Genomic DNA, 13,165 nt, shown 5'->3' with positions numbered 1-13,165 from the left:
TAGCCGGGTACATTCTATTTCCAAGTGCGACATGGCAATAAAAACAATGGCTTGGCCTTGGAGATTTTTGCATGTCGCAGTGCTATTTGCAGCTCACCCTTCCCGACCGTCGACGTTTGCATCAGCTTCTCGAACGCAAGGTTCCGGTTGCCGAGATTGCCCGGCAGCTCGGCCGTCATCGCTCGACGATCTATCGCGAGCTGAAGCGCAACACCTTTCACGATGCCGAGTTTCCGGAATACAGCGGCTATTATGGTGGCATTGCCAACGACCTCTCCAAGGAGCGTCGACGACGCCTGCGCAAGCTCAGGCGTCACCCGCAGCTGCGCGAGCTGGTGATCGAGCAACTGAAGGCACTTTGGTCGCCGGAGCAGATCGCCGGCCGTCTGCTTGCCGACGGTGTGAGCGCCGTCCGTGTCTGCACCGAGACGATCTATCGCTTCATTTATGGCAAGGAAGATTCTGCGCTGGAGCTCTATCGACATCTGCCGGAAGGCCGTCGCAAGCGCCGCCCACGCCGCTCCCGCAAGCCCCGTGACGGCTCGATCCCGTTTGATTGCAGGATCAGCCAACGTCCTGATTTTATTGCCGATCGCTCGCAGTTCGGGCATTGGGAGGGTGATCTCTTGATCTTCCGGCGCGACCTCGGTGAGGCCAATGTCACCTCGCTGGTCGAGCGCAAGAGCCGCTACACGGTGATGATCAAGAATGGCAGCCGTCACTCTCGGCCGCTCATCGACAGGATCGTCGATGCCTTCGCACCGCTACCGGCCTTTGCCCGGCAGAGCTTCACCTTCGACCGTGGTACCGAGTTTCGCGGTTTCAGGGCTTTGGAAGATGGGATCGGCGCCAGGAGCTGGTTCTGCGATCCAAATTCACCGTGGCAGAAAGGTGCGGTCGAGAACACCAACAAGCGCATCCGCCGTTTCGTGCCGAGCGATACCGACCCATCCGCCGTCAGCCAGCAGCGGCTGGTCGCCCTTGCCCACCACCTCAATTCCCTGCCCAGGAAGTGCCTCGGCTATCGCACACCAGCCGAGGTGTTCATGGCGCATTTGCGAGATTGCGGGTAATCCCCTACCCTCCACTCGTCATTGTTGCACTTGGATTAGATTCTCCACGGCATTTTAGAAATGCGACACATGAGCCAGTTAGAGAAGACTGGCGACGTGAAGCGTGGTTGAGACCATGAGCGTTCGGAGTCGTCATGTCTTGTTTGATCGTCATGTCGCAGAAGGAATTGCATCGTCTTGAACTGATCCAGCGGATTCGTGGGCGTGGCCTGACCGTCGTCCAGGCGGCCGCGTTGCTCGGTCTCAGTCGCAGTCAGGTGCACCGGCTGTTGCAGGCCTATGATCGGGCCGGCGCCGACGGTCTGGTCTCGAAGAAGCGCGGCCGGCCGAGCAACCGGCGCCACAGCGAGGACTTCCGCAACCTGGTGCTCGACCTGGTGCGTGAGCATTACGTGGATTTCGGACCGACGCTGGCGGCCGAGAAGCTGATCGAGCGCCACCGGATTGCCGTCAGCAAGGAGACGCTGCGCCAGTGGATGATCGCGGCCGGCCTCTGGACGTCACGGCGCGAACGCAAGAAGCGGGTTTTCCAGCCGCGCGCCCGGCGCGATTGCTTCGGCGAACTGGTTCAGATTGACGGCTCGCTTCATTGGTGGTTCGAGAACCGCGGTCCCAAATGCGCCCTGCTCGTTTATATCGACGATGCCACCGGCAAGCTGTTGCACTTACGCTTTGCGACTTCAGAGAACACCTTCGACTATCTGCACGCGACGAAGGCCTATCTGCAGCAATGGGGCAAGCCGATCGCCTTCTACAGCGACAAGCATGGCATCTTCCGCACCACCCATGCTTCCGAGAAGGACAGATCCAGCGGTCTGACGCAGTTCGGCCGGGCTCTTTATGAGCTCAACATCGACATCATCTGTGCCAATACCCCGCAGGCCAAGGAGCAGACATCACGATGCACCTTGTTGGATTTGTTGAGCGTCAATTAACCGGGGTTGGCGGCTACCATAGCGGCCGCCGACTCCTTTTGCGAGTCTGACGTTGCCCGGTGGCTCATACAGGTAGCGGTGGTTGGTAGCGTAGCGATGGCGCTTGAGAACACCATCGCGTCCGAGTTGGTGTACGGTTGTGGCGCTTACGCCAAATCGACGAGCCACTTCCTCGCCAGTTAGCATGCCGCTCTCGCGCAACCGTTCGAACCGGGTCTTCAGCCCATAGGCTCGACGAACGAGCATGACTTTCTTCAAGGTAAAAGCCTCACCGCGCCAGTTACGATGCCCGAGTGCGTTGAGACGACTGGCAATCTGCTGGTCGTTGTCGGTCTCCAGCAGTTCGTTGATCAATGCCACAACCGCTTCCGGGGTCTTGCGGATCACGGCCATGGGCCGGGGACGAGCTACTGCCAGGCTTTGCGTGCGACCTCCGCGCCAGCGGATGTGCATGTTGATCTGCTCGTCGACCAGCAGTGTCACGTCTTCGATGAGGAGGCCAAGCATGCGTTTACGCTCGACCGGGCTCGTGCGCTCGTTGTTCCAGATGCGCGGAAAATCTGCGGCCAGCGCTCGGATCCGTTCCTGCATAGCGCCGTCCAGCAATGACTGGTCTGTCTCGTTCTGACGCTCATGTTCGCGCTGAAGCGTATCGAGGTCGCGAAGCTTGCCATTCCAGTCCGCTTCGAGTGCGTCGGCAACCAAGCGATTGTCGGGATCGACCTTCAGATAGCGGCGGCGTGCGAGTTCAGCCTCATACCGGGCGCGCTGTAACTGCTTGTCGCGCAGCGAGGCAGCTTGCTCGACACGTTGTGAGATCTCCTCCTGCACCGCAAGCGCGACCTGTATCGCCGTTGGTGCCATCGCTTCGAGCAGCAACGCGCTGACCGCTTCATCGATCGCTGGTCCTCTTGCCCATTGGCAAGCCTTGCCCGCGTGGCGCACGACGGCCTCGTTGCAGATGTAATAGGGACGAAGATTGCCCTCGAACTGTTCATAATGGACCCGCATGCGAGCGCCACAACGACCGCACAAAACTCTTCCTTGCAATAAGCCGTTGCCTTGGCGAGGCATACGACCCCGCAGGCCCGGAGAAAAACCGACTGCATTTTGTTCAAGACTTGTTTGATTGCGTTCGAACTCGTCCCACGAGATGTAGCCTTCATGGGCCTGAGGGATGAGCACCTGCCAGTCGGATCTCGGCATCTTCTGCTGTACGGACTTAAGCTTGGCATTGTAGATCGTGCGTGTGCGTCCGTATGCGAAAGCACCAGCGTATCGTGGATTGTGCAAAATCTGGATCACGCGAGAATGGTCGATCTCGCTCCACAGCACGTCGCCCTTGCCGATGCCGCGACGGATACGACGGGGAAACAGGATCTTCTCGCTGCGCAGGCGGCGCACGACCGCACAGGCTGAGCCCACCTCCCGGAAGGTATCGAACAGCATGCGCACCGTGTCCTGGATCTGGCGATCCGGATCGAGCACCACGCGCATATCAGGCGTGTAAACCAGTCCGATCGGCAACGGTAACTCGAGCTCGCCACGACGCGCCTTGTTGAGAATGCCGCCTTGCAGTCGAGACTTCAGGATGTGCAGTTCGGCCTCACTCATCGTACCCTTCAGGCCGAGCAGCATACGATCGTTGAACGACGCCGCGTCGTAAACGCCATCTTCGTCCATGATGAGCGTGCGCGACATGGCGGCCAGTTCCAGAAGGCGATGCCAGTCAGCATTGTTGCGAGCCAGCCGAGATACTTCCAGTCCCAGCACGATCCCTGCGTGCCCCATTGCGACCTCGCTCACCAAGCGCTGAAATCCGTCGCGGTCCTGCGACTGTGCACCGGAAAGGCCGAGGTCGTTGTCGATGACGTGGACACGCTCAATCGGCCAACCCAGCGCCACCGCGCGGTCCCGCAGTGCATATTGCCGCTTCGTGCTCTCGGTGTTCTCGAACACCTGACGAAGGGAGGACTGGCGGACGTAGAGAAACGCATCGCGCCGCAGGTGATCGGCGCTAATCTTCATGGCATTATCAGTAGACATGGCTTCCTCCTGTCTCTGCTGCCAGCACCATATTGGCGAGCATGTGCACGAGCTGGCGATCGTGCGCGACCAGTGAAGTTACCTTGAGCCGAGGCGTCGACTGCTGTCGCGCTATCGCGGATTGATGTGGTGCGATCAGCACCGCCAGGCCGCGCCACAGTCCGTGAAAGACGATGGCGCCCATGCGCCTCGCGCAAGCCGTGCCGCAAATAACATCGGCGCGGAGCGCTTCGTAAACATCCTTGCCGTTCTCCGACATGGCGATTGCGTGCGTCGGCTCGTCATCGTTTTTTTTTACGCGCCACCGCGCGTTCGATGCTGCGAGGATGGACGCTGATGCCCAGTCTCGCATGCACCAGGTCCGCCAGAGAACGGGCCTGCAGTTGGCCGTTCGCATCGAGATGCTCCTCGACGAGACGCATGACCTCGCCAGTAAGTTTGTGGGCTGACTTCGGCCCGCGGGTGCGCGGCAAGAGGCCGGACATGCCATCGCGCTCGAACGCGGCCTCCGCTTGATAGTAGGTCTGCCGAGACAGCCCGAAAAGCGCGGCCGCGTCCGCTTTGTTGGTGCCGTCTTCGCGGGCGTGCCGAAGCATCTCATACTTCACTTGCACGAGATCGAGCGGATCAAAGAAACCTGCTTCCCGGAACCAGGGGGCGCGGACGCTCTCGGGCTTGGGGTTCAGAGCGCCCATCTGGCGCAGGCGATCGGGCTTGCTTTCTTTGGTCACGGGAGCCTCCTTGTGTAATCTAAATTATGCCGCATCCAGATCACACGTCAATTAAATCATATCTCTATTATCATTGATAGCCCAGTAATTACAGGCGCAACTCCCCTGATTGATGGTCGTTCGCATCGCGCTCGCGGCATAATTAGCCTTACATGCGCGGCGTAATTTACTTGACGCCTCTTCACTCTTCATGACGGCTCTTAATGCGATCAATCAATGACGCCAGCGCCGACAGATCGTCTGGGCGGGAGAAGGACCGACCCGCAGCAACCTGACTGAACAGGTCAGCCTCATTGACATCGGTCCACGAGGCCGGCAGCGAACGCAACCGTCCCTGAGCGTCGTAGAACATGACGCGGTCTTCGCCCCAGTTCTGTTTGCGTGTCGACAGCACGAAGCGCTGGCCGCGCCACGGATGGAACGGGTGCGTGACCTCGAACTCTATGCGCGCTTGAGTGTCAGTACGAACTGCAGTCCGGGACTTGAAAGAAGGGGCGCGTCGAGCGCGCCAACCAGACGCTGCAGGACCGCCTCCCCTATGCGCCAGAATTCATCGCCGACTTCAATCGTCGCTTCGGCAAGGCACCGCGCAATCCGAAGGACATGCATCGGCCGTTTGCCGCGCATGAGAACCTCGATGGCGCCATGTGCCGCAAGGAGATCCGCAAGCTGTCGCAGGCACTGACGCTGCGCTATGACAAGGTGATGTTCATCCTCGATCCGACCGATCTCGCCAGGACGCTTGCCGGCCAGAAGGTCATCGTCTGCGACTATCCCGATGGCCGTCTCGAGATCACCCATGAGGCGACCTCCCTGCCCTACAGGACCTTCGACACGCTGCGCTCGGTGCACCGGTCCGAGGTGGTTGAGAACAAGCGCCTTGATGACATGCTGGCGCTGGTAGCCGAGATGCAGGCCGGACGAGAACAGCAGCGCAGCAAGGGCGGGCCGCGCCGCACCGGCCAGACGGACCATATGTTCGGCATTCGCGACGGCAGTCAGAGCAATGGCTACCAGAAGCGCGGCACGAAGCCTGGCCGGAAGACGGATTTTACCAAGGATCCCGTGGTCATCGCCCGGCGCCAGCAAGCCCTTGCGCAGCTGAAAGCGGCGGAGTGATCGGGGTGTCAAAGCTGAAGTTTATCTTGCAGCTGGAGCCATCCGCCGCCGACCGGGTTGCGCAACCCTGACCAGCTCCACCCGGACGGCGGCTTGCGTCTGCGTACTTTGTAAATATATCAACTTGCAAACGCAGTACTAAGGAATAGAATGATGTCGCGTTTCTAAGTTGATTACTTTGTCTCATCTTTAAATAGCTGTGATACCAACGTGCGCTGATCATGACCTGTGGGCCCATTCGCGCATTCCGATGGACATTATCTTCCACGGCTGATCGATGAGCTTGTTCCAGGCGCGGCAGCAGTGATCGACGATATCGTCGTAGTCCTTGAAGACGCGGTTCGACAACCAGTTGTCCCTCATGAACTGCCAGAGGTTCTCGACCGGGTTCAATTCCGGCGATCGCGGCGGCAGAAACATCAAGGTGATGTTGTCCGGCACCTTCAGCTTCGGCGTGACGTGCCAGCCTGCCTGGTCGAGAATGAGCACCGCATGTGCTCCGGGATCGACGGCGTTACTGATTTCGGCAAGGTGTTCCTGCATCGCCTCGGTATCGCAGTAAGGAAGGACGAGGCCGGCCCCCTTGCCCTTCTTCGGACAGATCGCGCCGAAGATATAGGCCCACATGGTGCGTTGGTCGTGCGGTGCCGACGGTCGGGTTCCCCGACGTGCCCAGCGGCGCGTGATCTTGTTCTTTTGCCCTATTCTGGCTTCGTCGGCCCACCAGATTTCGAGATCCGTGCCGGGCGGGCATTTCGTCCTGATCTCTGCCAGCGCGGCTGGGAAGTCTTTTTAAAAAGCTCGCCTTCCAGTTCGTTCTGCGCATAGTGGCGTGGACGGGCCGAAAGTTTGGCAAAGCCCAACGCCTTCAATTCCCGCCCGACCGTCGTTTCATCGATAGAGACCCGAAACTCCTGGAAGAGCCACTGCACGAGGTCCTTGCGTCGCCAGCGGACCACCCCGTGCACGGCAGGGATCGGACCGCTTTCGACGATCTTCGCCAGCGCCTGGCGTTGCGCGTCGTTTAGCTTCGCCCGGCCGCCCGGTGCTTTTCCGTTGATCAATCCGTCGGGGCCGCGTTCGTTGAAGCGCAAGACCCAATCGCGGACGATCTGCACCGTCACCCCGCCGATCGCGGATGCATACTGCCGGGAGCCGCCATCATAAATCGAAGCCAGCGCCAACAGCCGCCGGACCTGGGCGGCATCCTTTGCCTTCTTCGCCAGCCTCCTGAGTGCCGTTCCGTCATAATCTGCCCGCAACGATATCGCCTTCGCCATGCCAAACCTCCGTTTGGCATAATGAGTCAGAAATCCACTGATTTGGGAATCCCATCACGAGTCGGCGTCAATGCTCGTTGGTATGACACCTCTCGTCTCGGTGGACCAAACACACCACCAATCATGGCACATTGCGATGCCGTCTGGAGAGGGCGGCAACCACCCCATCTACTTTGCGCAATGGCGGACATTTCAACCTGGCCGCCACATTTTCGAATGCAGTAGGGGGGTGGGGTGGGCAATAGCGGGATCGCAGCCGCTCGTAAAGGTCGCCAGAACGCGGTCGTATGACGTTGCCGTCGGGAATCGTCGTTTTCAGCATCCTCCATCGTACCCTCATCGCGTGCGAACGCAGGGCGGACGAGGGACTGCAGCCGTAGGCGCTTTTGTAGAGAACCGAGAAACGGCTGGGATTGGAAAACTGAAGGCTCATCGCCAAGTCGGTACTACCCGCCGTTCGGCCGGCCTTGATCGCACCGTGCGCAGTAGCCAGCCTATAGCTACAGAGGACGCCCATGGGCGAGTCGCCGCGATAGGTGCGGAACATCCTCTGCAACGCCCGCGGGCTGCAGCCTGCAGCGCCGGCGAGATCAGCTATCTTATCGGTTTGGACAAGTTCTCCCGCATGAACGCCTCGGCCTTGAGGAGTTGCCGTGGCGCATCCGACAGAGTTCCGCGCCCGAATGCCTCGGCAAGGTTGTGCGGCGTCTTCGCAAACAGCTTCGCCAGCACCAATTGTTGGTAAGCTTTTGCCAGCATCGGTCTTTCTTCGGGAGACGCGGAGGTCAGATCTTCTTCTGCCTCTCGGAGGGTTTGATATACGCCCCGCCCATCGCCTTCGCAAAATTTGGTCGGCGGCAGCACGAACTTCTGGACATACGTCTTACCGGTCAGGTCCTCAAAGTGTCGCCGCAGCGTAGGCTCGGGAATGTGGAACGCCAACCACGAACTGCGAGCTTCGATAGCCAGTCGTTTTCCTGAAGTTTCGCAGGCGCTTGCAGTGTGATTAGCGGGGATGGACAGAAGCTTGCGTGCTGTGCGATCGCCGATTTCCGGTCTGCCGGCCAGCACAAAGTAGATGCTGACGTGCGCCGTATTGCGTCTGGCAAGGGCGCCGATAGCGACGGAATGTTCGCCGGTTACTATCGAGCTTGTGTGTAGATATTGCCGACTGAACCTGAGCGAACAATCCTCATCCGGATGGGCGGTAATCGTCCACCGCCAATTCGGTTCGACGGCATCAAGATTGCGCAGGATCGCATCACGCGAACTGGCTTGGAAGCTAATACTTCTGAGCACGCTCATCCGCTATGCTCCCTGGGGATCAAACCGCGACTGGTCCGAGTTGATGGCGCGGTGCTACGCTTTCGTTTTCATCTTTGGAGAGTGCGATCGGCGGTCTTCGCATAAGCAGCACGTAGATCAGCGTGAACAGTCGTCGAGCTGTATCGCTGTCGACGGTCACCTTCGGTGCGAGCCGCTCCCTCAGCAACTCGGCGGCGTCGTTGTGAATGGCGCGGCGACCCATGTCGATGGCTTCGAACTTGGCGACGCTCGCAACCGCCATCGCGTCGTAGAAGCTCTCGCAGGTCAGGATGTAGTCCTTGAGCAGCCGGCGGAGGGGAGCGAGCGAAAGATAATGGCTCATGATATGCGCTCCCTTTTCTGTGGCAATATGCAGCGCCAGGCGTCCCTCCGCCAGTGCAAGCCTGAGACGATAGGGCCCGCCGTCACGGCCGACGGGAATGAACGTGTTTTTCTCCAGCAGGTTATGGACGGCTATGGCGCGTTCCCGCTCGATGTACGCGTTGCGGCTGCTGAAGCCGTCAAGCGTCACATGGCACAGGCGGTACCCGGCGGCGGTCATCGACGTTGCTCCGCTCGCCACGCTTCAATGCAGATGGCGGTGCCCATTCCGGCACCGGCGCAGAGCTTCCTCAGACTGGGTCGTGGCGCTTCTGGAATCGATTCCGAGTGGCGTTCTGCAAAGAGCGCATAGATCAATGTGAACGGCCGCCGAGCGGTATTTTTGTCAACAGTCACCTTCGGTGCGAGCCGCTCTCGAAGCAGTTCCGAGGCGTCGTCATGAACTGCTCGACGGCGCATGTCGATTGCTTCGAGCCTTTGCGGGTCCGGGCGTATCAAGGCAAAATTATGGCTTTTGCAGATCAGGAAGTAGTCCTTGAACAGCCGATGGAAGGAAGTGAGCGACACGTAGTGCCTCACCACATGCGCGCCTTGGTCCTTTGTGACATGCAGCGCCAGGCATGCATCTGCCAATGCAAGACTGAGACGATAGGGGCCGCCCTCATGACCGACGGGAACAAAGGTGTTGTATTCCAACAAGTCGTCGACGGCGATCGCTTGTTCGCGCTCTAGGTGCGAGTTGCGGGCCCTCAAAGAGCCACAAAGCGACACGTCATAAAGCCGGGACATGGTGGCGGTCATCGACGTTGCTCCGGTCGCAAGGACTCAATGTACATGGGGATGCCTATTCCGCGGCCAGTGTAGAGCTTCGCCATGCCCGATGGCGGCGCTTCGTTCTGATTTCGTCGAACGGCGTCAAGACTGAGTAGCTGTGTGCGCATGGTTTCAACATCCTTCTGAGCACGTTCGTCCGGTATGTTTCCGAACTTGCGCTGATGAGATGACTCGCAGCGTCTTGTTATAACGACGCTGTGGTAACAAGGATCGGCCCACTTCTCGGTTTCAGATCAAGGGCGATGGCTGGCGCACAGTAGTTGCCGGAGGGCTCGAGCTCGGATACCGAGCGATTGCTGGTCGGCAGCTTGAACCCAGTGCTGCTACAGTCGGGATGGCGACGGTCGAGCAAGGTGAGCGCCAGCATCAGCGAGTGATCTTGGGCGACCGTTCCGCAAATCCAGCTGCCAGCCGCAATGCCGCCGTTGGTCAACTCGTTATCGATGGAGATCGTCCGCCCCATGATCCAGCGTGGGCTTGCGAACTGAACGTATACATCAAATCCTGACCATGCAGTCACCCAGCCTACGCCGCCAACGGCGAGCGAGACCGCCGCAATGGCAAGGGACGAACTCGAGGCAAGCACGAACGGACATGCAGCGAGTCCGAAGCAGGCAAGCACAATCAGGCGCTCCTGTGTGATCATGCGCCTGAACCATGGATTCGAAAGTCCGCCGATGAAGGCCCCTGCTCCGAAGCCGCCCATCAGAATGCCAAATCCGAGGGCATTGGTGTCCAGGTGATCGCGCGCAATCAGTGACAACAGCGCCAGCACGGAGGTGCTTGCCAGCCCAAAGAGCGCACCGCGGGCGATCGTCGTTTTGATTTCCGAGGACATGGCCGTGAAGCGCAGGCCGTCATAGATCACCGTCAGCATTCTCTCGCGAGGCAGCGATGAACGGTGTGAATTCCAATTGGCGTGGAAGACGAACTTCATAGCGACAACATCGAGTGAACGTCGGCTCGCTTTCTGGCCTGAACTGCTGGATCAGGCACAGGAACCGAATCTATCAGAAGCCGCGTATAATCATGACGCGGGGTCGACATGACCTCACGCGCTGATCCGAGCTCCAGAAGCTCGCCATGGCGCAGAACTCCGACGCGGTGTGAGATTTCTTCAACCACAGCCAGGTCATGGCTAATGAACAGGGCCGCAAAGCCCAGGTCCTTCTGCAAGGTCGTGAACAGCTCCAGCACCTTGGCTTGAATCGAGACATCCAGCGCCGATGTTGGTTCGTCCGCTACAATAAACTCAGGATTAAGCGCCAACGCCCGAGCGAGACCGACGCGCTGCCGCTGGCCGCCTGATAGCTCTCCCGGATAACGCCCAGCCATATCACGTGGCAATTGCACCTGCTCAAGTAACTCCAGCACCCGCGATCTGAGTGCTGGCGCCGAAGGCAGAGCGCGATGCACTCGTAGCGGCTCGGCGATACAGTCGAAGACCGTCATAAAGCGATTGAAGGAAGAAGCCGGATCCTGAAAGACAAATCCCACGCGTCGGCGCAGTTGGCGCAGTCTATCGCCTTTGACATGGCGCAGATCAGTTCCAAAAAGCTTCATCGCGCCGCCAGTCACTGGCGAGATCCCAACGACGGCACGACCGATCGTGCTCTTGCCCGATCCGCTTTCACCGACAAGGCCCAAGACTTCGCCGGCTGCAATGTCGAAACTCACTCCCCTAACCGCGGGCACCGGCGTTTTACCGAAGCGGCCCGGAAAGGTAATCTCCAACCGATCAGCCTCAAGGACCAGCTGTTTCCGGCTAGTGTTATCCTCTTTCGCCGTGCCCTCCCCCAAACGAGGCACCGCGGCCAACAGTCTTCGAGTATAGTCTGCTTTTGGCGACGAAAAGAGCACAGTGCTCGAGGCTTCTTCGACGATCTGACCCTGGTACATTACCACGACCCGGTCCGCTAGGTCTGCTACGACGCCCAGGTTGTGGGTGATGATCAGGATCGAACTTCCCAACTCGTCCCGACAACGCCGCAGTAGGTCAAGAATCCCCGCCTGGACGGTCACATCGAGAGCGGTCGTCGGCTCATCGGCGATGATGACCGCCGGTCGAAGCGCTAGCGCCATTGCTATGACAACACGCTGTTTCTGACCACCAGACAACTGATGCGGATAGTAATCCACCCTTGTCTCGGGATCGGGAATTCCCACATCGCGCAGGAGCTCGATCACCCGGGTGCGGCGTTCCCGCCGATCACGCATTCCGTGCGCCTTCAGCCCTTCGCCAATCTGCCAGCCAATGGTGAATACCGGATTGAGGGCCGTCGAGGGCTCCTGAAACACCATGGCCGCGGCTTCACCGCGAAGTCGCTCAAGCTCGGCCGGAGACGCTGCAAGCACGTCCTGCCCGGTGAGGCTGATCCGTCCGTCAACAATCGCGCCTTCGGGGAACATTTTCAGAACCGAACGCGCGGTCAGTGATTTGCCAGAACCACTCTCGCCCACCACGGCAAGGATTTCACCCGGTCGCAGTTCCAGCGAAACATCGCGCACAGCCTCTACCGCGCCTCGGCCGAAAGAGATCTTCAAGTTCTCGATTCTAAGGGGCATAGTCACTGTTGCTCTCCTTCGCTGGTGCGTGGCCGGATAAGGCCAAAGAGTCTTCTGGCCATGCCTGGTTGGAGGCGAGCGCCCATTCTTGGGTCCACCAAATCACGCAGTCCGTCGCCAATCATCGTCAGTCCGGTCACGGTAATCACTATGGCCGTGCTCGCGAAAAGAACCATATAGGGTGCCTTGGTGATTGCGGCTTTGCCGTCGTAGAGAATATTGCCCCAGCTAGGCGCGGGCGGAGGAACCCCAGCGCCCAGAAAGCTCAGCGCAGCCTCGATTACGATCGTCTCTGCGAAAATGAAAGTTACCTGAACCGCCAACACCGACAGCACGTTGGGAAAGATGTGCCGCACCATGATGTGGAGATTGCTTGCTCCCACTGCGATGGCGGCCTCGACGAACGTCTCGGAACGAAGCGCCAGCGCCCGGGCGCGCACCAAACGGGCGATGCCAGGCACGAAAACAATTACGAGCGCGATCACTAGATTGCTGAAATTCGGGCCGAAGGTTGCCGTGAGCGCGAGCGCGAGCAACAAAGCTGGAATGGCCATCAAGCCGTCGCATATCCGCATGATGACATGATCAAGGAGACGAGAAAAACTTGCCACGATACCAACCGCAACGCCGAGCGACGCGGCAAGCAGCGTGACTGCGGTCGCTAGGCTAAGCGAGGTCGAAGCGCCGGCCAGGATGCGGGCCGCCAAATCGCGTCCGAAATTGTCCGTTCCCAATGGATGCGCCACCGACGGCGGCTTTAGGCGGTTCAGAGGATCGACCGCTAATGAATCAAGGCCTAGCAAACCAGGGAGCACTACCGCAGCTAACGCGATGCACCCGATTATAACAAAGCCGAAAATCAGGTGAGGATTTTGCATCGCACGCGAAAAAGCCCCGCCACGCCCGCCAACGATGGTATTGGTAAATACGGTCAT

At 59.4% G+C, this 13,165-nt stretch carries 13 protein-coding genes and 2 pseudogenes; 3 read left to right on the top strand and 12 right to left on the bottom strand.

Features of this window, described 5'->3' with window-relative positions; translation table 11 throughout:
* Window positions 1-71 precede the first annotated feature (71 nt).
* Together RHIBR816_RS0130500 and RHIBR816_RS34795 are read left to right on the top strand one after the other, a co-directional pair.
* Window positions 72-1,073 (top strand): IS30 family transposase, encoded by a 1,002-nt coding sequence (locus RHIBR816_RS0130500; protein WP_018240384.1) that lies wholly within the window; start codon window positions 72-74, stop codon window positions 1,071-1,073.
* Window positions 1,074-1,207: 134 nt separating this feature from the next.
* Window positions 1,208-1,996, top strand: a pseudogene (locus RHIBR816_RS34795) (ISNCY family transposase); the annotation flags it as partial.
* Here the strand turns inward: RHIBR816_RS34795 and RHIBR816_RS34790 are convergent.
* The 4 genes from RHIBR816_RS34790 to RHIBR816_RS36660 all read right to left on the bottom strand — a co-directional run bounded on the left by RHIBR816_RS34790 (window position 1,970) and on the right by RHIBR816_RS36660 (window position 5,230).
* Window positions 1,970-4,054 (bottom strand): recombinase family protein, encoded by a 2,085-nt coding sequence (locus tag RHIBR816_RS34790; RefSeq protein ID WP_052522766.1) that lies wholly within the window; start codon window positions 4,052-4,054, stop codon window positions 1,970-1,972. The pseudogene RHIBR816_RS34795 and the gene RHIBR816_RS34790 sit on opposite strands and share 27 nt — an antisense overlap.
* Window positions 4,044-4,313 (bottom strand): hypothetical protein, encoded by a 270-nt coding sequence (locus RHIBR816_RS38690; RefSeq protein WP_018240381.1) that lies wholly within the window; start codon window positions 4,311-4,313, stop codon window positions 4,044-4,046. Before RHIBR816_RS38690 ends, RHIBR816_RS34790 begins: the two co-directional genes overlap by 11 nt.
* 22 nt (window positions 4,314-4,335) lie before the next feature.
* Window positions 4,336-4,785 (bottom strand): helix-turn-helix domain-containing protein, encoded by a 450-nt coding sequence (locus RHIBR816_RS38685; protein ID WP_018240380.1) that lies wholly within the window; start codon window positions 4,783-4,785, stop codon window positions 4,336-4,338.
* Window positions 4,786-4,966: 181 nt separating this feature from the next.
* Window positions 4,967-5,230 carry a DUF5372 family protein gene (locus RHIBR816_RS36660; RefSeq protein ID WP_198294204.1) on the bottom strand — a complete coding sequence of 88 codons (264 nt, stop codon included), beginning with the start codon at window positions 5,228-5,230 and terminating at the stop codon, window positions 4,967-4,969.
* Between the two features lie 44 nt (window positions 5,231-5,274).
* On the opposite strand from RHIBR816_RS36660, the pseudogene RHIBR816_RS34785 reads away from it, so the two are divergent.
* A pseudogene (locus tag RHIBR816_RS34785) lies at window positions 5,275-5,904 on the top strand (ISNCY family transposase); the annotation flags it as partial.
* Window positions 5,905-6,123: 219 nt separating this feature from the next.
* Here RHIBR816_RS34785 and RHIBR816_RS36655 read toward each other — a convergent pair.
* From RHIBR816_RS36655 to RHIBR816_RS0130425, 8 genes are all read right to left on the bottom strand, one after another.
* A protein-coding gene (locus tag RHIBR816_RS36655; RefSeq protein ID WP_085929586.1) for an IS630 family transposase occupies window positions 6,124-7,184 on the bottom strand; the annotation gives its coding sequence in 2 pieces (ribosomal slippage) (window positions 6,124-6,692 and window positions 6,692-7,184; 1,062 coding nt in all).
* A 121-nt stretch (window positions 7,185-7,305) separates the two neighbouring features.
* Window positions 7,306-7,731, bottom strand: a complete 426-nt coding sequence (locus tag RHIBR816_RS38680) for a helix-turn-helix domain-containing protein (protein WP_245262775.1) — start codon at window positions 7,729-7,731, stop codon at window positions 7,306-7,308.
* A 47-nt stretch (window positions 7,732-7,778) separates the two neighbouring features.
* Entirely contained in the window at window positions 7,779-8,489 is a 711-nt protein-coding gene (locus RHIBR816_RS38675; protein ID WP_245262774.1) for a hypothetical protein, read from the bottom strand.
* Between the two features lie 19 nt (window positions 8,490-8,508).
* Window positions 8,509-9,051, bottom strand: coding sequence for a UPF0262 family protein (locus RHIBR816_RS0130445; protein WP_018240373.1), 543 nt, complete (start codon window positions 9,049-9,051; stop codon window positions 8,509-8,511).
* The gene (locus RHIBR816_RS0130440; RefSeq protein WP_018240372.1) at window positions 9,048-9,632 is read right to left on the bottom strand and encodes a UPF0262 family protein; all 585 of its coding nucleotides are present in this window, start codon (window positions 9,630-9,632) and stop codon (window positions 9,048-9,050) included. The genes RHIBR816_RS0130445 and RHIBR816_RS0130440 overlap by 4 nt, the downstream gene beginning before the upstream one ends.
* A 217-nt stretch (window positions 9,633-9,849) precedes the next feature.
* Window positions 9,850-10,602 carry an MFS transporter gene (locus tag RHIBR816_RS34775; RefSeq protein ID WP_084811356.1) on the bottom strand — a complete coding sequence of 251 codons (753 nt, stop codon included), beginning with the start codon at window positions 10,600-10,602 and terminating at the stop codon, window positions 9,850-9,852.
* Window positions 10,599-12,230 (bottom strand): ABC transporter ATP-binding protein, encoded by a 1,632-nt coding sequence (locus tag RHIBR816_RS0130430; protein ID WP_018240370.1) that lies wholly within the window; start codon window positions 12,228-12,230, stop codon window positions 10,599-10,601. Before RHIBR816_RS0130430 ends, RHIBR816_RS34775 begins: the two co-directional genes overlap by 4 nt.
* 2 nt (window positions 12,231-12,232) lie before the next feature.
* Entirely contained in the window at window positions 12,233-13,165 is a 933-nt protein-coding gene (locus tag RHIBR816_RS0130425) for an ABC transporter permease (protein WP_018240369.1), read from the bottom strand.

It is taken from the genome of Ensifer sp. BR816, from assembly GCF_000378985.1.
Taxonomy (GTDB): Bacteria; Pseudomonadota; Alphaproteobacteria; order Rhizobiales; family Rhizobiaceae; genus Sinorhizobium.
This window is presented reverse-complemented; position numbering and strand designations above follow the sequence as displayed.

Coding starts and splice junctions, on each gene's coding strand:
- RHIBR816_RS0130445 (WP_018240373.1), bottom strand. CDS start 9,051: ATGACCGCCGCCGGGTACCGCCTGTGCCATGTGACGCTTGACGGCTTC.
- RHIBR816_RS38675 (WP_245262774.1), bottom strand. CDS start 8,489: ATGAGCGTGCTCAGAAGTATTAGCTTCCAAGCCAGTTCGCGTGATGCG.
- RHIBR816_RS0130425 (WP_018240369.1), bottom strand. CDS start 13,165: ATGACCGTATTTACCAATACCATCGTTGGCGGGCGTGGCGGGGCTTTT.
- RHIBR816_RS38690 (WP_018240381.1), bottom strand. CDS start 4,313: ATGTCGGAGAACGGCAAGGATGTTTACGAAGCGCTCCGCGCCGATGTT.
- RHIBR816_RS34790 (WP_052522766.1), bottom strand. CDS start 4,054: ATGTCTACTGATAATGCCATGAAGATTAGCGCCGATCACCTGCGGCGC.
- RHIBR816_RS34775 (WP_084811356.1), bottom strand. CDS start 10,602: ATGAAGTTCGTCTTCCACGCCAATTGGAATTCACACCGTTCATCGCTG.
- RHIBR816_RS0130440 (WP_018240372.1), bottom strand. CDS start 9,632: ATGACCGCCACCATGTCCCGGCTTTATGACGTGTCGCTTTGTGGCTCT.
- RHIBR816_RS0130500 (WP_018240384.1), top strand. CDS start 72: ATGTCGCAGTGCTATTTGCAGCTCACCCTTCCCGACCGTCGACGTTTG.
- RHIBR816_RS38680 (WP_245262775.1), bottom strand. CDS start 7,731: ATGTTCCGCACCTATCGCGGCGACTCGCCCATGGGCGTCCTCTGTAGC.
- RHIBR816_RS0130430 (WP_018240370.1), bottom strand. CDS start 12,230: ATGCCCCTTAGAATCGAGAACTTGAAGATCTCTTTCGGCCGAGGCGCG.